Origin of the sequence: Erwinia typographi (assembly GCF_000773975.1) — a bacterium.
Taxonomy (GTDB): Bacteria; Pseudomonadota; Gammaproteobacteria; order Enterobacterales; family Enterobacteriaceae; genus Erwinia; species Erwinia typographi.
In genome coordinates, this window is sequence record NZ_JRUQ01000029.1 from 47544 (window position 1) to 72039 (window position 24496).

Consider the following 24496-nt stretch of genomic DNA (forward strand, 5'->3'; position numbering starts at 1 on the left):
GAAATTGACGTGGATCATATTGACCTGGACTAGCCGGGGTAAACGGCCTGCTTAAGGCAAGATTGTTTATTTATGTTATTGAAACTAAATAAATAAATAGTTTTTAGTTTTCTAAAAAAAAGTTGAAATGAGCACGATTTGTGCGTAACGAAAGGGACATATTTAGGGGATATGTATCTGTAAAGTTAAGCGATAGCTTTTATTGCAAATCACAGTTACTTTTTATTAACGTTTTAAGTGTGCAGGGCGATCGCTATTCCAGTATCACGATCGCCCTGAGGCTTTATTTCCAGTTCTGGCGCTTCGCCTGCTGCAATTTTTCATAGGCGGCCAGCAGCGACCGGTGGGCCGGGAAGGCCATCAGATCTTCGTCCACCGTTTGCAGACCATAAAACGGCGCTTCACCGCTGATTGCCGCCGAGGCGGCTTCCACCGCGTCCTGCCCATACATCCGCACAAAGGCCGTATGATACTGAACCGGATCGCGTTCTTCTTCCTGGCTCAGCAGCAACAGCGTTTGCAGGCAGCGATAGTAGTTGGCGCGGGCTGGCGTAAAGATTGAGCTGTTAAACTCCATCGTCCATTCAGTCCAGATCAGCGCCTGCTCCAAATCGCCTCCGGCCAGCGCCAGCATGGCTTTGAGCTCGCCGATGCGCAGGGTATACCAGCCATTATCTTTGCCGGTTGCCAGGCCCAGCAGCTCACGAACGCGGGTGAAATCGTCGTGGCCGTCTTCATCAAGGCGCTCGATCAGCGACAGATAGTCCTCTTTTTCCCACTGGGATTCCGGCAGCGACAGCAGCGTCTCGCGCAGGTAAGCGCCCATGCTGTTGTTGGCCAGCAGCAGATCTTCCGCAGGATAAATGTCGGACATGCCCGGCACGATGATACGGCAGGCATAGACATCAAGATGCTGATAGTCGGCGATGTAAACTTCCTGGTCTTCCGCGTTAAAGATCGCCATCAGCGTGGCGAACTCTTCTTCGGTTGATCCGTCGAAGCGCCAGTCAACGAACGGATAGTCCGCGTCGTCTTTAAACATATCCCAGGAGATCAGGCCGCTTGAATCAATAAAGTGGGTCTCGAGATTGGCATGCTCGGCAACTTCTTCATCGTCAAATGTGGGCGGCGTGAAGACATCCAGATCTTTCAGGCTGCGGCCCTGTAGCAGTTCAGTAACGGTCCTTTCCAGCGCCACGCCAAAGTCAGGGTGCGCGCCGAACGAGGCGAAACAGGTGCCGTTTTCAGGGTTGAACAGCACCACGCAAATAACCGGATACTTGCCGCCAAGCGAAGCATCGTAAGCGAAGATTGGGAACCCTTCGGCTTCCAGCTTAGCGATAGCTTCCACCACGCCAGGGTAGCGGTCGAGCACCGCCTGCGGAATGGCTGGCAGGCTGATGGATTCGGCAATAATGCGGTTTTTGATATAGCGCTCGAACACTTCCGACAGGCCCTGTACACGCGCTTCATTCGGCGTGTTTCCGGCAGACATGCCGTTAGAAACGTACAGGTTGCCGATGATATTCATCGGGATATACACCGTCTGCTGGTCGGACTGACGCGTAAACGGCAGGGCGCAGATACCGCGTTCGCCGTTGCCAGACTGCAAATCAATCAGATCGCTGGCGCTGACTTCCTGTTCAGGGTCGTAAAAGGCCTTCAGGCGCTGATCCAGGATACCGGCAGGCAGGCTGTCATCCTCCGGCAGCGGGAACCATTTTTCGTTTGGATAATGAACGAAGTCGCCGTTAGCAATTGCGTTGCCCAGCCAGAAATCGGCGAAGAAGTAGTTGGTGGACAGGCGCTCAAAATATTCGCCCAGCGCGGAGGCCAGCGCCGCTTTTTTACTGGCGCCTTTGCCGTTGGTAAAGCACAGCGGGCAGTCGCGATCCCTGATATGCACGGACCAGACGTGAGGAACCGGGTTCAGCCAGGAAGCCTCTTCAATATTGAAGCCGAGATCCTGCAATTTTTGCTGAAAGCGTGCGATGGAATCTTCCAGCGCGGCGTCTTTGCCTGGAATATAAGTTTGCGTCATAGTGCCCACTCGTTTTGGGTTGTGGCGAAAGTGCGCAATGATACGGGGTTTCTGCCCGATTCGCTACGCGAGGCGGGGAAATTCCTGCCGCCGCTGGCCGGTATCTTTTCGCAACTGGTCGGCTGACCGGATAAAACATTGCAGCCGGGGAAGGGCAATGATAAAACCGATAGCTGAATCGAAACCGATTGATCTGAAAGTGGTGAGGGGAAATGAGTCAGGTTTTCAATTTTAGCTCCGGCCCAGCGATGCTGCCGGCTGAAGTTCTGCGTCGTGCGGAACAGGAACTGCGTAACTGGCAGGGGTTAGGGACATCGGTGATGGAGATCAGCCATCGCAGTAAAGAATTTATTCAGGTTGCTCAGGAAGCTGAGAAAGATTTTCGCGACCTGCTTAAAATCCCTTCCAATTATAAAGTCTTATTCTGCCACGGCGGGGCTCGCGCTCAGTTTGCGGCTATCCCCATGAACCTGTTGGGCAGCCAGACTACCGCCGACTACGTTGACGGCGGCTACTGGGCGCATAGCGCAATCAACGAGGCGAAGAAATACTGCACGCCAAACGTGATTGAGGCGAAAACTACCGTTGATGGCCTGCGGGCAATCACGCCGATGAGCAGTTGGGTGCTTTCCGATAACGCGGCCTATGTTCACTACTGCCCGAATGAAACCATTGACGGCGTCGCCATCAATGAAGAACCTGACTTTGGTGACAAAGTAGCGGTTGCGGACCTCTCTTCAACCATCCTCTCTACACCGCTCGACATCCAACGTTATGGCGTGATCTATGCTGGCGCGCAGAAAAATATCGGCCCGGCGGGGTTGACGCTGGTGGTGGTGCGGGAAGACCTGCTGGGCAAGGCGAAGAAAGAGCTGCCGTCGATCCTGGATTATCAGGTGCTGAGCGATAATGAGTCGATGTTCAATACGCCGCCGACCTTTGCCTGGTATCTCTCTGGCCTGGTGTTCAAATGGCTGAAAGAGCAGGGCGGCGTGGCCGAACTGGATAAACGCAATCAGGCCAAGGCCGATTTGCTGTACGGCACCATCGACAAAAGCGATTTTTACCGCAATGAGGTGGCTACGGCTAACCGTTCACGCATGAACGTGCCGTTTCTGCTGGCAGATTCCGCGCTGGATAAAGTCTTCCTTGAAGAGTCCTTTGCGGCAGGCCTGCATGCGCTGAAAGGGCATCGCGTGGTTGGCGGTATGCGAGCCTCGATTTATAATGCTATGCCGCTGGAAGGCGTTCAGGCACTGACCGACTTTATGCTCGACTTCGAGCGCCGTCACGGTTAGGCCCGTCGCTGAAAGCTGGAACCCCGCAAGGCTGCGGGGTTTCCTCGTTTTTTTCCTGGAGAATATGTTTCACATGCTGGAATCCCTGACCTTACAACCCATCGCGCTGGTAGACGGCACCGTTAATTTACCCGGATCTAAAAGCGTCTCTAACCGCGCTTTGCTGCTGGCGGCGCTGGCCAAAGGCACCACTCGCCTGACGAATCTGCTGGACAGCGATGACGTTCGCCACATGCTGAACGCGCTGAAAGCGCTTAATGTCAGCTACACGCTCTCTGCTGACCGTACCGTCTGTGAAGTGACCGGTCAGGGCGGCCCACTGCATGCTGACGGCCCAACAGAGCTCTTTTTAGGCAATGCGGGAACCGCAATGCGCCCGCTGGCTGCCGCTCTCTGCCTGGGCAGCAATGATATTGTGTTAACCGGCGAACCGCGGATGAAAGAGCGTCCGATTGGTCACCTGGTCGACGCGCTGCGTCAGGGCGGCGCTGAAGTGAACTACCTTGAGCAAACGGACTATCCGCCGCTGCACCTGAAAGGCGGATTTAGCGGTGGCGAAGTCTCTGTAGACGGCAGCGTCTCCAGTCAGTTCCTGACGGCGTTGCTGATGGCTGCGCCGCTGGCGCCGAATGATACCCGAATTGTGATTAAGGGCGAGCTGGTCTCCAAACCTTATATCGACATTACGCTGAACCTGATGCAGACCTTCGGCGTGGCGGTGAAAAACGAAAGCTATAGCGTGTTCCAGATTGCCGGTAATCAGCAGTATGTCTCCCCGGGCGACTACCTGGTGGAAGGCGATGCTTCCTCGGCGTCTTACTTCCTGGCCGCTGCGGCAATTAAGGGCGGTACGGTTAAAGTTACCGGTATTGGCCGTAACAGTATGCAGGGCGATATCCGCTTTGCCGACGTGCTGGAGCAGATGGGCGCCGTTATTGCGTGGGGGGATGACTATATTGCCTGCACGCGCGGCGAGCTGAACGCCGTCGATCTGGATATGAACCACATCCCGGATGCGGCGATGACCATTGCTACCGCCGCGCTGTTTGCCAAAGGCACCACCGTCATGCGCAACATTTATAACTGGCGCGTGAAGGAGACGGATCGCCTGGCGGCAATGGCGACCGAGCTGCGCAAGGTCGGGGCTGAAGTGGAAGAAGGGCACGATTACATTAGGATCACGCCGCCGGAAACGCTGAAGTTTGCTGAGATTGGCACCTATAACGATCACCGTATGGCTATGTGCTTCTCGCTGGTGGCGCTCTCGGCGACGCCGGTAACGATCCTCGATCCCAAATGTACGGCAAAAACCTTCCCTGATTACTTTGAGCAGCTGGCCCGCCTCAGTAAGTTGGCATAAATCTGCAAATCCGCTGCACTCTGGTGCAGCGGATTGCGAGCTAACTCACGCCCCGCAAGGATGTTCTCGCCTCAGCCCATTTTATTCTGACAATTAATTTAATCTCGGCCAGACTTAAGGGGTAACGATCGCCGCATAAGCTGCGTATAATGCCCGTCGATATTTGCCTGTGCGGCATAGCAGGCATTCCACCGACAGGAGAACGAGATGACGGCTATAGCCCCGGTGATCACTATTGATGGCCCCAGCGGTGCGGGTAAAGGGACCTTGTGTAAAGCAATAGCTGAAGCCTTGCAGTGGCACCTGTTGGATTCGGGCGCGATCTATCGTGTGCTGGCGCTGGCTGCGCTGCATCACCAGGTCGATATCGCTTCTGAAGAGGCGCTGGTGCCTCTCGCGGCGCACCTGGACGTGCGTTTTGTGTCGACCGACGGCGAGATGGAAGTGATCCTTGAAGGGGAGGACGTTTCTGGCGAAATTCGCACGCAGGATGTCAGCAATACCGCTTCTAAAGTGGCGGCATTTCCCCGGGTGCGCGAGGCGTTACTTCGCCGCCAGCGCGCCTTCCGCGATGCGCCAGGGCTGATTGCCGACGGGCGCGATATGGGCACCGTGGTGTTCCCGGACGCGCCGGTGAAAATCTTTCTGGACGCCAGCTCGGAAGAGCGGGCGCACCGCCGTATGCTACAGTTGCAGGAGAAAGGCTTTAGTGTTAACTTTGAGCGCCTTTTATCCGAGATAAAGGAACGTGATGAACGCGACCGTAACCGCGCCATCGCGCCACTGATACCGGCAGACGATGCGCTGGTGCTGGATTCAACCAGCATGTCGATTGAGCAAGTTATTGAAACTTCGCTTAATTATGCGCGTGAAAAGCTGTCGTTGCCGCAGTGAGCCACGGGTCGGAAACCCGTAAAATTTTCTTAACCCTGTGATATGGACGTCATGGGGCATGTGAAACAACCCCACCCGTCAGGATGTCAGGTGGACGTTAAATTGAAGAATCCATAAGATTATCAATATGACTGAATCTTTTGCTCAACTCTTTGAAGAGTCCCTGAAAGAAATCGAAACCCGTCCGGGTTCCATCGTTCGTGGTGTTGTTGTCTCTATCGACAAAGACATCGTTCTGGTTGATGCGGGTCTGAAATCTGAATCTGCAATTCCTGCAGAGCAGTTCAAGAACGCAGCTGGCGAACTGGAAATCCAGGTTGGCGACGAAGTTGACGTAGCTCTGGATGCCGTAGAAGACGGCTTCGGTGAAACGCTGCTGTCCCGTGAGAAAGCTAAGCGTCACGAAGCCTGGATCACGCTGGAAAAAGCATACGAAGAAGCTGAAACCGTTACCGGTATTATCAACGGCAAAGTCAAGGGCGGCTTCACTGTTGAGCTGAACGGCATTCGTGCGTTCCTGCCAGGTTCCCTGGTTGACGTGCGTCCAGTGCGCGACACGCTGCACCTGGAAGGCAAAGAGCTTGAATTCAAAGTGATCAAGCTGGATCAGAAACGCAACAACGTGGTGGTTTCACGTCGTGCGGTTATCGAATCCGAAAACAGCGCAGAGCGCGATCAGCTGCTGGAAAACCTGCAGGAAGGCATGGAAGTTAAAGGTATCGTTAAGAACCTCACTGACTACGGTGCATTCGTTGATCTGGGCGGCGTTGACGGCCTGCTGCACATTACTGACATGGCATGGAAACGCGTTAAGCACCCAAGCGAAATTGTCAACGTTGGCGACGAAATCACTGTTAAAGTGCTGAAATTCGACCGCGAGCGTACCCGTGTGTCTCTGGGTCTGAAACAGCTGGGCGAAGATCCTTGGGTCGCTATCGCTAAGCGTTACCCAGAAGGCACCAAGCTGACTGGCCGCGTGACCAACCTGACCGACTACGGCTGCTTCGTTGAAATCGAAGAGGGCGTTGAAGGCCTGGTGCACGTTTCAGAAATGGACTGGACCAACAAAAACATCCATCCGTCCAAAGTTGTTAACGTTGGCGATGTGGTTGAAGTTATGGTTCTGGATATCGACGAAGAACGTCGTCGTATCTCCCTGGGTCTGAAGCAGTGCAAAAACAACCCATGGCAGCAGTTTGCAGAAACCCACAACAAGGGCGACCGTGTTGAAGGTAAAATCAAGTCAATCACTGACTTCGGTATCTTCATCGGCCTGGACGGCGGCATCGACGGCCTGGTTCACCTGTCTGACATCTCCTGGAACGCTACCGGAGAAGAAGCGGTTCGTGAATACAAGAAAGGCGACGAAATCGCTGCGGTGGTTCTGCAGGTTGACGCAGAGCGCGAGCGCATCTCCCTGGGCGTTAAGCAGCTGGCGGAAGATCCGTTCAACAACTACATCTCTCTGAATAAGAAAGGTGCGATTGTTAACGGTAAAGTGACTGCTGTTGATGCTAAAGGTGCTACAGTTGAACTGGCAGACGGCGTTGAAGGCTACCTGCGTGCTTCTGAAGCCTCTGTTGACCGCGTAGAAGACGCAACGCTGGTACTGAATGTTGGCGACGATGTTGAAGCTAAATTCACCGGTGTTGACCGTAAAAACCGCGTTGTCAGCCTGTCTGTTCGTGCTAAAGACCAGGCAGACGAGAAAGAAGCCATCAATACTGTTAACGCTAAGCAGGAAGAAGGTAACTTCTCTAACGCAATGGCTGAAGCGTTCAAAGCGGCTAAAGGCGAGTAATTGCTTTTGCAACAGGGCAGTGTATGCTGCCCTGATACAGCCCGTTACCGTCAGAGCTTTTCCAACAGGAATTTACCGGAGGATTTATGACCAAGTCAGAACTTATTGAACGACTTGCTGGCCAGCACTCTCATATTCCGGCGAAAGTCGTTGAGGATGCGGTCAAAGAGATGCTTGAGCACATGGCGACCACCTTGGCGCAGGGCGAACGCATTGAAATCCGGGGCTTCGGTAGTTTTTCTTTGCATTATCGCGCGCCCCGTACCGGCCGTAACCCTAAAACGGGTGACAAAGTGGAGTTGGAAGGTAAATACGTTCCACACTTCAAGCCGGGCAAAGAGCTGCGCGACCGTGCAAATATTTACGGCTAACGCTTAAAGTATTACGCAAATAAAACGACACTTCGGTGTCGTTTTTTTTTTTGCCCGCCATCTGACTACTGCGAGCCAGCGCGCAATCAGTTGCGTAAGGTTGCAATCAGGCGCGAAAGGTTACGGCCCGGCCCGGAAAGCCGATTTTCTCACCGCGAACGGACTCTTTTCTGTGGGTAGACTGGTTATCCGGAAAAGGAGAGCCGTTATGCCGTACAGTCTCAGCCGCCTGGCGATGTGGGTTCTGATCGCTACGCTACCCCTCACTTTGCTTCCCCGGCTGCCTGCGGCCAGCGACGATCTCTGGCTGATACTGCCTGCACTGGCGCTTTTACAGCTGCGCTGGCGCTGGACGACCGATCTGGCGCTCATGCTGCTGCTTTTCCTCTGGGCCGTTATTGCCGGAAGAACCTTAACTGAACAGATTGATGCGCTTTCAGGTAAAACCCCCGATGTTACGGTTGGGGTGGAAGCGGTGCTGGCCGACGCTCAAAGGGTAAAGCTGCGAATTGTCAGCGTGGCGGGCAACATCGTTTTTCCTCCCATTTATGCGACGGTGGGCACCGAAGGGGTGAATCAGCCCTTATGCCCGGGGCAGCGCTGGCAGGCGACGCTGAATTTAAAGCCGGTACACGCCAGGCTCAATGAAGGCGGTTTTGATTCGCAACGCTTTGCGCTGGCGAACAGCACGCCTTTGACCGGGAGATTCATCGCGTTTGCCCCGCTCGACACGGCATGTAGCTGGCGCGACAGGTTAATACAGAAAAGCCGGGAATATTACGGCGAACGTCCCTGGCAGGCGATACTCTCCGCGCTGGCTTTTGGCGAGCGGGGAGAAATCAGCCGGGAGATGACCCAACTGCTGCGTGAGACCGGCACCGCGCATCTGATGGCTATCTCCGGTATGCATATCAGCCTTGCGGCCAGCGTGGGCTGGCTGTTTGCGCGCGGTTTGCAGCTCGGCTTTCGGGTGGCCTGGATAGGCTATCGTTTTCCGCTGTTTTGTAGCCTGCTGCTGGCGCTGGTTTACTGTTGGCTTGCTGGCGCTAATCCTCCGGCAGTCAGAGCGTTACTGGCCCTCAGCATCTGGGCTGGCCTGCGCGTGGCTGGTGTGCGATGCAGTAGCTGGCAAGTCTGGCGGCTGTGTATCGGCGGTATCCTGTTTTTCGACCCGCTGAGCGTGCTTTCCTACAGCCTCTGGCTGTCAGGCGGAGCCGTTGCCGGGCTGCTGCTCTGGTTTCAGTGGTTTCCATTACCGGCGATCTTTCGCGGTAAAAAACGCTGGCTCCCTGTGCAGCTGCTCCATTTACAGCTGGGGATCTTTTTACTGCTAATGCCAGCGCAGCTGGCTATTTTTCACGGCATCAGTCTGAGCGCGCTGCTGGCGAATATCTGGGCGGTGCCGCTGGTTACCCTGCTGACGGTGCCGCTGCTTCTCGCTGCGCTGGCGCTGCTGCCGTTTGCCGGGGCCAGCCAGCTGCTGTGGTGGCTGGCCGATCGTTCGCTTGAACTGGTGTTTGTTCCCCTCTCTTATTTGCCTGCTGGCTGGCTGCCGCTGGACAAACGGGCGCTGTGGGCTGGCGGACTGGTATGGCTGCTGCTGTTGAGCTGGCGATTCAGCTGGTGGCGTTCGTCACCCGCGTCCGTCATCACCCTTTGCCTGTCGATAGCCTGTGGGCGGCTGAGCGTCGTGCAGCCATTATGGCGGCTGGACATGCTGGATATCGGCCACGGGCTGGCGGTGGTGATCTCAAGCCGGGGTGAGGCGCTGGTTTATGATACCGGCAACCGCTGGCCCGGAGGCAGCGCGGCGGAGAGCCAGATCCTCCCCTGGCTAAACTGGCAGGGATTGCAGGTCAGGCACATTGTGCTCAGTCATGAGCACCTCGACCACATCGGCGGGCTGGAGAGCCTTCAGCAGGCCTTTCCAGAGGCTCTTGTGCACAGTGGGTTGGGCTGGAAGGGGCACCTGCCCTGCCGGCGTGGCGTCAGCTGGCGCTGGCAGGAACTGTCCTTTCAGGCTCTCTGGCCCCCACCTGGAGAGGATAAAACCGGGAACAATCAGTCCTGCGTGCTTAGCGTGAGCGACGGGAAATGGCGGGTTTTGCTGACCGGCGATCTTGAGGCGAAGGCAGAGTACCAGCTGGTTCAGCTTGACCGCGAGGCGCTGCGCGCCGATATTCTCCAGGTGCCTCATCATGGAAGCGGGACCTCTTCTGTGCCTCCGCTGCTTCGCGCCGTGCGGGGGAGGGTCGCGCTGGCCTCAGCCGCACGTTACAGCGCCTGGAAATTACCGGCGAAAAGGGTGGTTGACCGCTATAAAAATCATCACTATATCTGGCACGACACCGCGCTTGAAGGGCAGGTCAGCGTAAAGTTTTTCGATACATTCTGGCAGGTTAGCGGATTAAGAGCGCAAATAATGTCCCGTTGGTACCATCCGTGGTTTGGCGTACCACGTTATTCCAGGTAGAATGAGCGGCTATTTCATTTAAAGCTGGTTAAATAATGCATCAGGAAAAAGATCTCTCCACCTGGCAGACATTCCGTCGCCTCTGGCCGATGATCAAGCCGTTCAAACCCGGATTGATTGTGGCTGCGGTAGCACTGATACTGAACGCGGCGGGAGATACATTAATGCTGTCCCTGTTAAAACCGTTACTGGATGACGGCTTTGGCAAGGCTGACTCCTCCGTGCTGCTTTGGATGCCACTGGCGGTGATTGGGCTGATGTTAATCCGCGGCATCACCAGCTATATCTCAAGTTACTGCATCTCATGGGTTTCCGGTAACGTGGTCATGGGGATGCGCCGCAGGCTGTTCAGCCACATGATGGGGATGCCGGTCGCCTTCTTCGATCAGCAGTCCACCGGGACGCTGCTCTCGCGTATCACCTATGATTCTGAACAGGTTGCTTCCTCCTCCTCCAGCGCGCTGGTGACCGTTGTGCGAGAAGGGGCCTCAATTATCGGCCTGTTCATCATGATGTTCTACTACAGCTGGCAGCTGTCGCTGATCCTGATTTTACTGGCGCCGGTGGTATCCTTTGCGATCCGCACCGTTTCCAGGCGCTTCAGAAACATCAGCAAAAGTATGCAGAACACCATGGGCCACGTCACGACCAGCGCCGAGCAGATGCTGAAGGGACACAAAGAAGTGCTGATTTTTGGCGGTCAGGAAGTGGAAAGCGAACGCTTCAACCGCGTCAGCAACCGTATGCGCCAGCAGGGGATGAAGCTGGTTTCCGCCTCCTCGATCTCTGACCCGATTATCCAGCTGATTGCTTCGCTGGCGCTGGCCTTTGTGCTGTATGCCGCCAGCTTCCCCAGCGTGATGCAGACCCTGACGGCCGGTACCATCACCGTCGTATTCTCCTCGATGATCGCCCTGATGCGCCCTCTGAAGTCGCTGACTAACGTCAACGCGCAGTTCCAGCGCGGAATGGCGGCCTGCCAGACGCTGTTCAGCATTCTGGATACTGAGCAGGAAGAGGATAAGGGCACTCGCGTCATTGAACGCGCAAAAGGGGATGTGGAATTCCGTAACGTGACCTTTACCTATCCGGGCCGTGAAGCGCCCGCGCTGCATAATATCAACCTGGCTATTCCGCCTGGAAAAACGGTCGCGCTGGTTGGCCGCTCCGGCTCCGGGAAATCCACCATTGCCAGCCTGATGACGCGTTTCTACGATATCCAGCAGGGCGAAATCCTGATGGACGGCTACGACCTGCGCGAATACACGCTAAGCTCCCTGCGTAATCAGGTCGCGCTGGTCTCGCAAAATGTGCATCTGTTTAACGATACGGTGGCTAATAACATCGCCTACGCCCGTAATGAGCAGTACAGCCGTGAAGACATTGAAAAGGCTGCCGTTATGGCTCACGCGATGGACTTCATCAATAAGATGGACAAGGGGCTGGATACGGTCATCGGTGAAAATGGCGTGCTGCTCTCTGGCGGTCAGCGTCAGCGCATCGCTATTGCCCGTGCACTGCTGCGTGACAGCCCAATTCTGATACTGGATGAAGCCACCTCCGCGCTGGATACCGAATCCGAGCGCGCAATTCAGTCTGCTCTGGATGAATTGCAGAAAAACCGCACCTCTCTGGTGATCGCTCACCGGCTTTCTACCATTGAAAAAGCGGACGAGATCATCGTGGTGGAAGATGGCCACATTGTTGAGCGCGGCAGCCACAGCGATCTGCTGGAGCAGCGGGGCGTGTATGCCCAACTGCATAAGATGCAGTTTGGTCAATGATTGAACGCATCTGGAGCGGCCGCTCCGCGCTTTACCTGCTGCTGGTGCCGCTAAGCTGGCTGTACGGGCTGGTCAGTAACCTGATCCGTCTCAGCTATGTCTGGGGCTGGCGTAAAGCTTGGCGCGCGCCGGTTCCGGTGGTGGTGGTCGGTAATCTTACCGCCGGTGGCAACGGCAAAACGCCGGTGGTCATCTGGCTGGTGCAGGCCTTGCAGCAGCGTGGCTTACGCCCAGGCGTGGTTTCACGAGGTTACGGCGGTAAGGCGGCAAGCTATCCGCTGGTGCTGGACAGCCGTACCACTACCGAGCAGGCGGGTGATGAGCCCGTGCTGATCTTCCAGCGTACCGCCGCCGCCGTTGCCGTTTCTCCAGTCAGAAAAGAGGCCGTTGAGGCGCTGGTCGGGCAGGGAAACATCGATATTATTATTACCGACGACGGCCTACAGCATTACGCGCTGGCAAGAGACTTTGAGATCGTGGTGGTGGATGGCAAGCGTCGCTTCGGTAACGGCTGGTGGCTCCCCGCAGGCCCCATGCGGGAGCGGGCTTCCCGGCTGAAAAGCGTCGATGCGGTGATTGTAAATGGGGGGGAGCCTTTGCCAGGCGAGCTTCCAATGCAGCTGGCGGCTGGTCATGCTGTGAATATCAACAGCGGTGAAGCCCGGCCAGTAGCCCTGCTTGAGAAGGTGGTGGCGATGGCGGGCATCGGTCATCCTCCGCGGTTTTTCGCCACGCTTGCCCAGCAGGGCGTGACGCCGCTCAAAGCGGTCCCGTTCGCCGATCATCAGGCTTATCAGCACGCCCAGCTTTCTGCGCTGCTGGGGCCGGGAGAAACGCTGCTAATGACCGAGAAGGACGCGGTAAAAGCTCGCGCTTTTGCTGACGATAGCTGGTGGTATCTGCCGGTAGATGCTGAGCTTCCTGAGGCTGCAGCCAGCTCGCTACTCAATAATATTATCGCGCTCACTTCTTCCCACAGAGGCTAACACGCTGAAAAAACGCGCTAACTTTTTCGCAGCGCGGCGATAAAGGCGTTAAACTCAGGACATCTTTGTGATGAAGGTGCATTATGTCCGCTCTCCAGCTTTCCCTTGCTCAGGCCCGTCAGCTGCATCTTGCTGCTCAGGGACTGCTTCGTCCTCCGAAGCGTAAAGCTCGCTTTGATGACCTGTTAAGCGCCATCCGCCAGATGTCCCTGCTGCAAATCGATACAATCCACGTTGTCGCCCGCAGCCCGTATCTGGTGCTGTTCAGCCGGCTTGGAGATTATCCTCAAGCATGGCTGGACGAGGCGTTAAGCCAGGGCCGCCTGTATGAATACTGGGCGCATGAAGCCTGCTTTATCCCTATCGAAGACTACCCGCTGCTGCGTCACCGCATGCTCAACCCGCAGCATCTCGGCTGGAAATATAACAGTGAATGGGTTGCGACCTGGCAGCAGGAGATCGCCGATCTGCTGAGACATATTGAGCAAAATGGCCCGGTACGCTCGGCCGACTTTGCCGCGCCGGAGGGGCAAAAGCCCGGCTGGTGGTCATGGAAACCACACAAGCGCCACCTGGAGAATTTGTTCACCGCCGGTGAGTTGATGGTGGCGGAGCGGCGTAATTTCCAGCGCGTGTATGATTTGCGCCAGCGGGTGATGCCGGACTGGGACGATGCGCTCCATGCGCTGGAGGAGCCTGCTGCGGTGATGGCGATGCTGCGCAACAGTGCGCAGAGTCTCGGCCTGTTTCGTGCGGCCTGGCTGGCCGATTATTATCGGTTGAAGCGGGCGCCGGTAAAAGAGGCGCTGGCGGAATGGCTGGCGCAAAAAGAAGTGATTCCTGTTGAGGTTGAATCGCTTGGGGAAGGCTATCTGCATACTTCGCTGCTGCCGTTGCTGGAAGAGGGAACGCGCGCGACCTATACCACGCTGCTTTCACCTTTTGATCCGCTGGTGTGGGATCGCAAGCGAGCGCTGGAGCTTTTTAACTTCGACTACCGTCTGGAATGCTATACGCCAGAGGCGAAGCGGCAGTACGGCTATTTTGTCCTGCCGGTTCTGCACCGGGGGGAGCTGAAAGGCCGGATCGATGCGAAAATGCTGCGTAAAGAAAAGGTCCTGCTGGTCAGGCAGTTCTGGCTGGAGGAGGGCGTGCGGCCAGGGCAGGGAATGCTCACCGATCTGCATCAGGCTCTTTCGCGCTTTGCCCGCTGGCAGGGCGCCGAAAGCGTGGCGCTGGACAAAATGCCGGAACCGCTGGCCAGTGCATGGCAAAAAGGGTGGACGCTGTGACATCTCGCGAGGCGAGGAGTAACCGCTCCCTTGCCAGCTATGATATTCTAAGATCCTGTCTGACCGGGTCCACCAGGGAGAAACCATGGATCATCGTTTACTTGAAATCGTTGCCTGTCCTGTTTGTCACGGCAAGCTGTATTACATCAAAGACCAGCAGGAGCTTATCTGCAAGCCTGATGGCCTCGCTTATCCTGTGCGCGATGGCATTCCAGTTCTGCTGGAGACCGAAGCGCGCGCGCTGACGTTGGAAGAGATCCACCCATGAGTTTTATTGCTATTATCCCGGCGCGCTATGCCTCAACGCGGCTGCCGGGGAAACCGCTGGTTGATATTCAGGGCAAGCCGATGGTGGTGCATGTGATGGAGCGGGCGCTGGAGTCCGGCGCCGACCGCGTCATTGTCGCTACCGATAACGAAGAGGTGGCGCGCGCCGTAGAGGCGGCGGGCGGAGAGTTTTGCATGACCCGCCCTGACCATCACTCGGGAACGGAACGCCTGGCTGAAGTGATCGATCGTTACCAGTTCCCTGACGACACGATTATTGTCAACGTGCAGGGCGATGAACCGATGATCCCGCCGGTGATCGTTCGCCAGGTAGCTGAAAACGTGGCGCAGAGTGAAGCCGGAATGGCGACGCTGGCGGTGCCTGTTGAAACGGCAGAGGAGGCATTTAATCCTAACGCGGTAAAAGTGGTGATGGACGCCAAAGGCTATGCGCTCTATTTCTCGCGTGCCACCATTCCCTGGGACCGTGAACGTTTTGCTCAATCGCGCGAGACCATCGGCGAGACCTTCCTGCGTCACATCGGGATTTACGGTTATCGCGCTGGCTTCATCCGCCGCTATGTCAGTTGGGAACCCAGCCCGCTGGAGCAGATAGAGCTGCTGGAACAGCTGCGGGTACTGTGGTACGGCGAAAAGATCCATGTGGCCGTTGCGAAGGCGATCCCCAGCGTTGGCGTTGATACGCCGGAAGATCTGGCGCGCGTGCGCGCCGCTATGCAGTCCTGGTAATCCCGTCGGGGCCAGCGACTGGCCCCCTCTCCACTTTGTTTAAAGGAGGAGTAAATGGAACAGCTCCGCTCAGAACTTTCTCTGGTATTGGGCGAAACCCTCAGCCGTCTCGAATGCATCAGCGAGCAACCCTGGTCCAGCCTCTACTCGCTCTATGATCAGCAGGGACATTCGTTTCCGCTGGTGGCAAAGTACTTCAACGTCAAAGGCATCGCGGCGCAGGAAGCTTATAAGCTTTCCATGCTGGCGCGCGACAGCACGGTGCGCCTGCCGACGGTTTATGGCCTGATCGTCAGCCAGCAGCCGCCGCAGCATGAGGTGCTGCTGATTGAGCGGATGGGGGGCGTGTCGGTCGAAGCGCCAACCCGCACGCCCCAGCGCTGGCTACAGCTACAGGATCAGATCGTTGCCGCCCTGCTGGCCTGGCACCGAATCGACAGCCATGGGTTGGTGGGCAGCGTCGACAGCACCCAGGAAAATAGCTGGGTGTCCTGGTATGCGCAAAGGGTGGAGGTGATTTGGTCTACGCTCAACTTTATGCGGCCCGACGGGCTTTCCATGGAGCAGCGGCGAGTGCTGTATCGCAGCCGTGAAAATCTGGGTAATCTGCTGGCGGATTTTAACGATCCCTGCGTATTGGTACACGGCAATCTCTCCCTCGGTAACATGCTGAAAGAGGCGTGGAGTGACCAGCTACTGTCGATGATTAACCCCGGCATGATGCTTTGGGCGCCAAGAGAGTACGATCTTTTCCGGCTGTGCGAAGAAGGGCTGTCGGAATCTTTGCTGTACCATTATCTGAAGCAGGCGCCGGTGGCCGATGGTTTCGTTGCCCGGCGCTGGTTATATACGTTATGGGACGAGGCCGATCGTCTGATTCATACCGGCCAGTTTGATTCATCCCGCTTTGAGCGCGCGGCAGCGTCACTGATTCCCTGGCTCAGCTGAGGGCGTGTCGCCGGAGGTTAGCGCCTGCCAGCTTCTCCCCAGCCACTCATAAATTGCCCGATCGCTGTGACCAAGCCAGACCGGAGAGGGGATCGCCCGTTCCCAGAAGTTCAGCGGCGAGGTAATGGCCAGCTGATTAGCCGGAGCCGGTAACGGGTTCAGGCCCTGCTGCTGGAAAAAGATCATCGCCCGCGGCAGATGGGAGGCTGAAGTCACCAGCAGGAAAGGGCGGTTTGCCACCACTTTAGCCACTTCAGCCGCTTCCTGGCGCGTGTCCCTTGGCTTATCCAGCGCCACGATCGCGTCAGGAGGTACGCCTAACGACTGCGCCACCCTTGATGTTACCTCCGCAGAGCTGACGGGATTGCCCGGCGCGGCTGCGCCGGTGAAAATCATCTTTGATCCAGGATTCTGCCGCCACAGGCGGATACCTTCGACCAGCCTTGGCAGGCTGTTGCCGATCATATTGGAGCCTGGCGCCCAGTCTGGATTCCAGGTATAGCCGCCGCCCAGCACGACCACGTAATCCACCTGTTGCTGGTTTCGCCAGGTCGGGTAGCGGCTCTCGGTCGGCGCCAGCAGGCGATCGGCGATCGGCTGCAAGCTGATCAGCGCCAGCATCAGGCAGCCTACGGAGAGGATAATTTTCCCGGTTTTCTGCCAGCGGCTGAACCAGAGCAACAAAAGCGCGATTATCATCAGCACCAGCAGCAAAGGCAGCGGCAGCAAAAGACTACCGACGAGTTTTTTTAAGGCAAAAAGCATGAAAACGGACTCCTTTTGTCCGAAAAAACGCCACCCGAGAGCCTGGCGATGACTGAAAGGTTCATTCCTGGTCAGTGTATGTCAAAATAGCCTCAGGTTTCATCCACTCACCAGCCGGGAACAGCTATGCAGGATCGCAACTTTGATGATATTGCCGAAAAATTTTCGAAGAATATCTACGGTACCACCAAAGGGCGTATCCGCCAGGCGATAGTCTGGCAGGAGCTGGACGAGATCCTCGCCACTCTGCCGCAAGGGCCGCTCCAGGTGCTGGATGCCGGAGGGGGAGAGGGACAAACCGGCTGTGGGCTGGCGGAGAGAGGGCATCAGGTATTACTCTGCGACGTGTCCGGGGAGATGTTGCAGCGCGCACGCGTTCATGCTGAGGAAAAAGGTGTGAGCGGGAACATGCAATTTAAACAAATTAGCGCACAGTCAGTCGCTCAACATTTGGATAAGCCAGCCAATCTGGTATTGTTTCATGCTGTACTTGAATGGGTCGCCGAACCTGAAGCCGTATTAAAGGCGCTGTATGATGCTCTGGCCCCAGGCGGCGTGCTGTCGCTGATGTTTTATAACCTCAATGGTCTGATGATGCAGACGCTGGTGCTGGGCAATTTCGGCTATATGCAGGCCGACTTGCAGAAACGAAAAAGAAAAACGCTATCGCCAGATTACCCACGCGAGCCTGAACAGGTGTATCGCTGGCTACGGGAAGCTGGCTTCATCGTTGAGAATAAAGCCGGCGTCCGCGTTTTTCATGACTATATGCGCGACAAACACAAGCAGAGTGAACGATTTGAGGAAGTTCTGGCGCTGGAGAAACGCTTTTGCCGCCAGGAGCCATTTTTAAGTTTGGGCCGTTATATCCACGTTACCGCGCGGAAACCCTTAAACAGGACGAACCATGAGTGAATTTTCCCAGACCGTACCGGAGCTGGTCGCCTGGGCGCGAAAAAATGACTTTTCCGTCACCTTGCCTACCGAACGCCTGACGTTTTTACTGGCGATTGCCACCCTTAACGGCGAGCGCATGGATGGCGAAATGAGCGAAGGCGAACTGACCGACGCCTTTCGTCACGTCAGCGAAGGATTCGAACAAACCAGCGAAACCGTTGGGGTCAGGGCCAATAATGCCATTAACGATATGGTGCGTCAGCGCCTGCTCAATCGCTTCGTCAGCGAACAGGCTGAAGGCAACGCGATCTATCGCCTGACGCCGCTGGCGATCGGCATTACGGATTACTACATTCGCCAGCGCGAATTCTCCACGCTCAGGCTGTCGATGCAGCTTTCCATTGTTGCCAGCGAGCTTAAGCGCGCCGCCGATGCGGCCGACGAAGATGGCGACGATTTCCACTGGCACCGTAACGTGTTCGCGCCGCTGAAGTACTCGGTGGCGGAAATCTTCGACAGCATCGATATTACCCAGCGCATCATGGATGAGCAGCAGCAGGCGGTGAAGGACGATATCGCCCAGCTGCTGAACAAAGACTGGCGCGCCGCCATTTCCAGCTGCGAGATGCTGCTTAATGAAACGTCCGGCACGCTGCGCGAGTTACAGGATACGCTGGAAGCCGCAGGCGACAAGCTTCAGGCTAACCTGCTGCGCATCCAGGACGCCACGCTAAGCAGCCCGGATCTGGGCTTTATCGATAAGCTGGTTTACGATCTGCAAAACAAGCTGGATCGCATTATCAGCTGGGGCCAGCAGGCTATCGACCTGTGGATCGGCTACGATCGCCATGTGCACAAATTTATCCGCACCGCAATTGATATGGATAAAAACCGCGTCTTCGCTCAGCGTCTTCGCCAGTCGGTACAAACTTATTTTGACCATCCCTGGGCCTTAACCTACGCCAATGCTGATCGCCTGTATGATATGCGCGATGAAGAGCTGACGCTGCGCAATGAAGAGGTGATGGGCGAGCTGCCTTCTGAACTGGAATACGAAGAGTTCAATGAAATTCGCGAACAGCTGGCGGCGATGATTGAAGAGGCGCTGGCTATCTACAAAGCGCAGCAAAAGCCGCTGAATCTGGGCGCGGTGATGCGTGACTATCTGGAACAGTATCCGCGCGCGCGCCATTTTGACGTGGCGCGAATTGTCGTCGATCAGGCCGTCCGCTTAGGCGTGGCCGAAGCAGATTTCTCCGGCCTGCCAGCAGAATGGCAGGTCATTAATGATTACGGAGCCAAGGTGCAGGCGCATGTCATCGATAAATATTGAACAAGTGATGCCGGTTAAACTGGCCCAGGCGCTCGCCAACCCGGTTTTTCCAGCGCTGGACAGCCAGCTGCGCGCCGGTCGCCACATTGGTATTGAAGAGTTGGATCAGCATGCTTACCTGATGGATTATCAGGAGTATCTGGAAGAGTTTTACGCGCGTTACAATGTGGAGTTAATCCGCGCGCCGGAAGGCTTTTTCTATCTGCGTCCTCGCTCCACCACGCTGATCCCACGCTCGGTGCTTTCCGAGCTGGATATGATGGTGGGAAAAATCCTCTGCTATCTCTACCTCAGCCCTGAGCGGCTTGCCAATGAGGGTATTTTTACCCAGCAGGAGCTGTACGATGAGCTGCTGTCTCTGGCGGATGAGAACAAGCTGATGAAGCTGGTCAACCAGCGTTCTACCGGCTCCGATCTCGATCGGCAAAAGCTACAGGAAAAAATGCGTGCCTCGCTGAACAGGCTGCGCCGCCTCGGCATGGTGTGGTTTATGGGCAACGACAGCAGCAAATTTCGCATTATTGAATCGGTGTTCCGTTTTGGCGCCGACGTGCGCAGCGGTGACGATGCCCGCGAAGCACAGTTAAGAATGATCAGAGATGGCGAGGCGATGCCGATCGAAGGCGGCCTGGCGCTTAATGATGAAAGCGATGAGGACGATGAGGCGCAGAACCCGTCGTCGGATAACGCGGAGAATGAGTAAATGATTGAACGCGGAAAATTTCGCTCGCTGACGCTGGTTAACTGGAACGGCTTTTTCGCCCGTACCTTTGACCTTGATGAGCTGGTCACCACCCTTTCAGGCGGGAACGGCGCGGGTAAATCCACCACCATGGCGGCCTTTATTACCGCGCTGATCCCCGACCTGACGCTGCTGCACTTCCGCAACACCACCGAAGCCGGAGCGACCTCTGGCTCGCGCGATAAGGGACTGCACGGCAAGCTGCGCCCCGGCGTCTGCTATGCGGCGCTGGACGTGGTGAACTCGGTGCATCAGCGGGTGATCGTCGGCGTACGCCTGCAACAGGTGGCTGGCCGCGATCGAAAAGTGGATATCAAGCCTTTCAGCATTCACGGCCTGCCGATGTCGATCAACCCGACGGAGATTCTGACCGAAACGGTCAATGCCCGTCAGGCCCGCGTGCTGCCGCTTAGCGAACTGAAAGAGAAGTTCGAGGCGATGGAAAGCGTGCAGTTCAGGCAGTTCAACTCGATCACCGACTATCACTCGCTAATGTTCGACCTGGGGATCGTGGCTCGTCGTCTGCGCTCCGCTGCCGACCGCAGCAAATATTACCGTCTGATTGAAGCCTCGCTGTACGGCGGTATCTCCAGCGCCATTACCCGCTCGCTGCGTGACTACCTGCTGCCGGAAAACAGCGGCGTGCGTAAGGCTTTCCAGGATATGGAAGCCGCGCTGCGCGAAAACCGCATGACGCTGGAAGCCATCCGCGTCACGCAGTCCGATCGCGACCTGTTCAAGCACCTGATTTCTGAAGCCACCAGCTATGTTGCGGCGGACTATATGCGTCACGCCAACGAACGCCGCATTCACCTGGACGGCGCGTTGCTGAACCGTAACGAGCTGTTTGGCAGCCGCAAGCAGCTGGCGGCTGAACAGTATCGCCATGTAGAAATGGCGCGCGAGCTGGCCGAACACAACGGCGCCGAGAGCGATCTGGAAACCGATTACCAGAGCGCCAGCGATCATCTGAATCTGGTGCAGACGGCGATGCGCCAGCAGGAAAAAATCGAGCGCTATGAAGGCGATATCGACGAGCTGACCTACCGTCTGGAAGAGCAGAACGAGGTGGTGGCCGAAGCTCGCGAAGTGCAGGAAGAGAATGAAGCCCGAAGCGAGGCCGCCGAGCTGGAGGTCGACGAGCTGAAAAGCCAGCTGGCGGACTACCAGCAGGCGCTGGACGTGCAGCAAACGCGTGCCATCCAGTACCAGCAGGCCCTGCAAGCCTTGCAGCGCGCGCAGGAGATTTGCCGGGTTGCCGACCTGACGGTCGACAATGCCGAAGAGTGGCAGGATACCTTCCGTGCGAAGGAGCAGGAAGCGACAGACAAACTGCTGCAGCTGGAACAAAAGATGAGCGTGGCGCAGGCAGCGCACAGTCAGTTTGAGCAGGCCTTTGAGCTGGTGGGACGCATCGCCGGCCCGGTCAGCCGTTCCGACGCTTATCAGACTGGCCGGGAGCTGCTGCGCGATGCCAGCAATCAGCGCTATCATGCTGACCAGCTCCAGTCTTTACGCTCCCGCGTCTCGGAAATGGAGCAACGCCTGCGCGAGCAGCAGGAGGCGGAGCGCCTGCTGAACGAATTCTGCAAGCGTCACGGTCAGCAGTTCGAACCGCAGGATCTGGAGGCGTATCAGTACGAACTGGAAGCCCGTATTGAGCAGCTTTCCGAGAGCGTTTCGGCGGCGGGCGAACGCCGCATGGAAATGCGTCAGGAACTGGAGCAGGTTCGCGAACGCATTGCCCGCCTGCTCAAACAGGCGCCTCACTGGCACGCCGCGCAGGAGATCCTGATTCAGCTCGGTGAGCAAACCGGCCAGGCGCTGGAAAGCAGCCAGCAGGTGACCGAGTACATGCAGCAGCTGCTGGAGCACGAGCGTGAAACCACGGTTGAACGTGACGAAGTGTCCACCCGCAAGCGCGAAGTAGAAAAGCAGATCGATCGTCTTAGCCAGCCCGGCGGGGCGGAAGATGCGCGGCTGAATCATCTGGCCGAACGCTTTGGCGGCGTGCTGCTGTCAGAAATTTACGACGATGTCACCATCGAAGATGCGCCTTATTTCTCGGCGCTGTACGGACCGGCGCGCCACGGTATCGTGGTTCCCGATCTCTCTCTGGTGCAGGAGCTGCTGGATGGTCTGGATGATTGCCCGGAAGATCTCTATCTGATTGAGGGCGATCCTCAGTCATTTGATGACAGCGTTTTTAACGTTGAAGAGCTGCAAAAGGCGGTGGTGGTCAAGTCTGGCGATCGCCAGTGGCGCTACTCCCGCTTCCCGAAAGTGCCGCTGTTTGGCCGCGCCGCACGCGAGAACCAGCTTGATCTGCTGCGTGCGGAGCGCGAAACCCTGGCCGAACGTTTTGCCACGCTGTCGTTCGACGTGCAGAAAACGCAGCGTCTGCATCAGTCCTTCAGCCGCTTTATCGGCAGCCACTTAGCGGTGGCCTTTGAGGCCGATCCTGAAGCCGAAATGCGGGTGCTCAACCTGCGTCGTGGCGAGCTTGAGCGCGGCCTGACTGCACATGAAAGCGAAAACCAGCAGCAGCGTCAGCAGTTTGACCAGGCGAAAGAGGGCGTGGCACAGCTGAACCGCCTGATGCCTCGCGTCAGCCTGCTGCTGGATGAAACCTTGCAGGATCGCTATGACGAGCTGTTGGAGCGGCTGGACGAAGCGCAGGAAGCCGCGCGCTTTATCCAGCAGCACGGTAATCAGCTGGCGAAGCTGGAGCCGCTGCTTTCCGTACTGCAAAGCGATCCGGAACAGCATGAGCAGCTCAAGCTGGATTACCAGCAGGCGCAGCAGGTTCAGCGCGATGCCCGCCAGCAGGCCTTTGCGGTGACCGAAGTGGTGCAGCGCCGCGCGCACTTTGGCTACGTTGATTCTGCCGGGATGCTGGACGGTAACAGCGATCTGAATGAGAAGCTGCGCAAACGCCTGGAACAGGCCGAGTCTGAGCGCGCCAGCGCTCGCGAGCAGATGCGCAGCCATCAGGCGCAGTTCACCCAGTATTCGCAGGTGCTGGCATCGCTGAAAAGTTCCTATGATGCCAAGCGCGATATGCTGAAAGAGTTGCAGCAGGAGATGCAGGATATTGGCGTGCAGGCCGACGCCAGCGCCGAAGAGCGCGCGCGTCTGCGTCGCGATGAACTCTATGCCGCGCTCAGCAACAACCGCGCCCGCCGCAATCAGCTTGAGAAGCAAATCACCTTCTGCGAAGCGGAAATGGACGCGTTGCAGAAAAAACTGAAGCGCGTCGAGCGTGACTACCACCAGGGGCGCGAGCAGGTTGTCCATGCTAAAGCGGGCTGGGTGGCGGTGCTGCGCCTGGTGAAAGACAACGGCGTCGAGCGCCGCCTGCATCGCCGCGAGCTGGCCTATCTGGGCGGCGAAGAGCTGCGTTCAATGTCGGATAAGGCGCTGGGTGCGCTGCGTCTGGCGGTAGCCGATAACGAGCATCTGCGTGATGTGCTTCGCCTCTCCGAGGACCCGAAACGTCCTGAACGTAAAATTCAGTTCTTTATTGCGGTCTATCAGCATCTGCGCGAGCGTATCCGTCAGGACATCATCCGTACGGACGATCCGGTCGAGGCGATCGAGCAGATGGAGATCGAACTGGGGCGCCTGACGGAAGAGCTAACCGCGCGCGAGCAGATGCTGGCTATCAGCTCACGCAGCGTGTCTAATATTATCCGTAAGACTATTCAGCGCGAGCAAAACCGCATTCGCCAGCTGAACCAGGGCTTGCAGGCGGTAAGCTTTGGTCAGGTGAAGAGCGTTCGCCTCAACGTTAACGTGCGCGAAACGCATTCGATGCTGCTGGACGTGCTGTCCGAGCAGCACGAGCAGCACCAGGACCTGTTCAACAGTAACCGTCTCACCTTCTCTGAGGCGCTGGCTAAGCTGTATCAGCGTCTCAACCCACAAATTGATATGGGCCAGCGCACGCCACAAACGATTGGGGAAGAGCTGCTGGATTACCGTAACTATCTGGAAATGGAAGTTGAGGTTAATCGAGGTTCAGACGGCTGGCTGCGTGCGGAAAGCGGTGCCCTGTCAACGGGTGAGGCTATCGGTACCGGGATGTCGATTCTGGTGATGGTGGTACAAAGCTGGGAGGAAGAGTCCCGCCGCCTGCGTGGCAAAGATATCTCTCCCTGCCGTCTGCTGTTCCTGGATGAGGCCGCGCGCCTGGATGCCAAGTCTATCGCCACGCTGTTTGAATTGTGCGATCGCCTTGAAATGCAGCTGATCATCGCGGCGCCAGAAAACATCAGTCCGGAGAAAGGCACCACCTATAAGCTGGTGCGTAAAGTGATTAATAATATTGAGCACGTACATGTGGTCGGGCTACGTGGTTTTGCCGCCGAGCCGACGGCAGCCAACTCCGCTACGCCGGAAGAGAGCCAGCAGGCCTCTTCCTGAAAAAATTCTGCCGGCAGATATAGTAAATAATCGGTCGGCGGATTACTCTAGCCGACGGCATCGGCTGTA

At 56.8% G+C, this 24496-nt stretch carries 19 protein-coding genes; 17 read left to right on the forward strand and 2 right to left on the reverse strand.

The annotated features are described in order from the left end of the window. Positions 1-283: 283 nt before the first annotated feature. Positions 284-2041 carry a 30S ribosomal protein S12 methylthiotransferase accessory factor YcaO gene (ycaO, locus tag NG99_RS10020; protein WP_034891742.1) on the reverse strand — a complete coding sequence of 586 codons (1758 nt, stop codon included), beginning with the start codon at positions 2039-2041 and terminating at the stop codon, positions 284-286. Here ycaO and NG99_RS30200 point away from each other — a divergent pair. The 13 genes from NG99_RS30200 (at position 2033) to NG99_RS10080 (ending at position 16265) form a co-directional block, all read left to right on the forward strand. After that, positions 2033-2167 (forward strand): hypothetical protein, encoded by a 135-nt coding sequence (locus NG99_RS30200; RefSeq protein WP_269745673.1) that lies wholly within the window; start codon positions 2033-2035, stop codon positions 2165-2167. The genes ycaO and NG99_RS30200 overlap by 9 nt on opposite strands. Before the next feature lie 86 nt (positions 2168-2253). Continuing rightward, positions 2254-3339, forward strand: coding sequence for a 3-phosphoserine/phosphohydroxythreonine transaminase (serC, locus tag NG99_RS10025; protein ID WP_034891745.1), 1086 nt, complete (start codon positions 2254-2256; stop codon positions 3337-3339). A gap of 76 nt (positions 3340-3415) precedes the next feature. Then, a complete protein-coding gene (aroA, locus tag NG99_RS10030; protein WP_034891957.1) occupies positions 3416-4699 on the forward strand; it encodes a 3-phosphoshikimate 1-carboxyvinyltransferase in 1284 nt (427 codons plus the stop codon). A 207-nt stretch (positions 4700-4906) separates the two neighbouring features. Next, entirely contained in the window at positions 4907-5593 is a 687-nt protein-coding gene (cmk, locus tag NG99_RS10035; protein WP_034891748.1) for a (d)CMP kinase, read from the forward strand. 127 nt (positions 5594-5720) lie between these two features. Beyond that, positions 5721-7394 carry a 30S ribosomal protein S1 gene (rpsA, locus tag NG99_RS10040; RefSeq protein WP_034891750.1) on the forward strand — a complete coding sequence of 558 codons (1674 nt, stop codon included), beginning with the start codon at positions 5721-5723 and terminating at the stop codon, positions 7392-7394. An 86-nt stretch (positions 7395-7480) separates the two neighbouring features. Further along, entirely contained in the window at positions 7481-7765 is a 285-nt protein-coding gene (ihfB, locus tag NG99_RS10045; protein ID WP_013201528.1) for an integration host factor subunit beta, read from the forward strand. A 208-nt stretch (positions 7766-7973) separates the two neighbouring features. Next, complete coding sequence (locus tag NG99_RS10050) at positions 7974-10238, forward strand: ComEC family protein (RefSeq protein WP_034891752.1); 2265 nt, start codon at positions 7974-7976, stop codon at positions 10236-10238. Positions 10239-10273: 35 nt separating this feature from the next. Further along, positions 10274-12022, forward strand: a complete 1749-nt coding sequence (gene msbA, locus NG99_RS10055) for a lipid A ABC transporter ATP-binding protein/permease MsbA (protein WP_034891755.1) — start codon at positions 10274-10276, stop codon at positions 12020-12022. Next, on the forward strand, positions 12019-13008 hold the full coding sequence (gene lpxK / locus NG99_RS10060; RefSeq protein WP_034891757.1) for a tetraacyldisaccharide 4'-kinase: 990 nt from the start codon (positions 12019-12021) through the stop codon (positions 13006-13008). Before msbA ends, lpxK begins: the two co-directional genes overlap by 4 nt. Before the next feature lie 83 nt (positions 13009-13091). Further along, the gene (locus NG99_RS10065; RefSeq protein WP_034891760.1) at positions 13092-14300 is read left to right on the forward strand and encodes a winged helix-turn-helix domain-containing protein; all 1209 of its coding nucleotides are present in this window, start codon (positions 13092-13094) and stop codon (positions 14298-14300) included. Positions 14301-14385: 85 nt separating this feature from the next. Further along, entirely contained in the window at positions 14386-14568 is a 183-nt protein-coding gene (locus tag NG99_RS10070) for a Trm112 family protein (RefSeq protein WP_034891763.1), read from the forward strand. Then, positions 14565-15317 carry a 3-deoxy-manno-octulosonate cytidylyltransferase gene (gene kdsB / locus NG99_RS10075; protein WP_034891767.1) on the forward strand — a complete coding sequence of 251 codons (753 nt, stop codon included), beginning with the start codon at positions 14565-14567 and terminating at the stop codon, positions 15315-15317. Before NG99_RS10070 ends, kdsB begins: the two co-directional genes overlap by 4 nt. Positions 15318-15371: 54 nt before the next feature. Next, entirely contained in the window at positions 15372-16265 is an 894-nt protein-coding gene (locus NG99_RS10080) for a YcbJ family phosphotransferase (RefSeq protein ID WP_034891770.1), read from the forward strand. On the opposite strand, the gene elyC is transcribed toward NG99_RS10080, so the two are convergent. Next, positions 16242-17030 carry an envelope biogenesis factor ElyC gene (elyC, locus tag NG99_RS10085; RefSeq protein WP_034891772.1) on the reverse strand — a complete coding sequence of 263 codons (789 nt, stop codon included), beginning with the start codon at positions 17028-17030 and terminating at the stop codon, positions 16242-16244. The genes NG99_RS10080 and elyC overlap by 24 nt on opposite strands. 126 nt (positions 17031-17156) lie before the next feature. Here elyC and cmoM point away from each other — a divergent pair, with 126 nt between their 5' ends. From cmoM to mukB, 4 genes are read left to right on the forward strand one after another with little or no spacing between them, the layout of a single operon-like run. Continuing rightward, positions 17157-17945 carry a tRNA uridine 5-oxyacetic acid(34) methyltransferase CmoM gene (cmoM, locus tag NG99_RS10090; protein ID WP_034891774.1) on the forward strand — a complete coding sequence of 263 codons (789 nt, stop codon included), beginning with the start codon at positions 17157-17159 and terminating at the stop codon, positions 17943-17945. Next, complete coding sequence (gene mukF / locus NG99_RS10095) at positions 17938-19260, forward strand: chromosome partition protein MukF (RefSeq protein WP_034891777.1); 1323 nt, start codon at positions 17938-17940, stop codon at positions 19258-19260. Before cmoM ends, mukF begins: the two co-directional genes overlap by 8 nt. Further along, positions 19241-19963, forward strand: coding sequence for a chromosome partition protein MukE (gene mukE / locus NG99_RS10100; protein WP_034891780.1), 723 nt, complete (start codon positions 19241-19243; stop codon positions 19961-19963). Before mukF ends, mukE begins: the two co-directional genes overlap by 20 nt. Beyond that, positions 19964-24427 carry a chromosome partition protein MukB gene (gene mukB / locus NG99_RS10105; RefSeq protein ID WP_034891783.1) on the forward strand — a complete coding sequence of 1488 codons (4464 nt, stop codon included), beginning with the start codon at positions 19964-19966 and terminating at the stop codon, positions 24425-24427. The last annotated feature ends 69 nt before the right edge of the window (positions 24428-24496 follow it).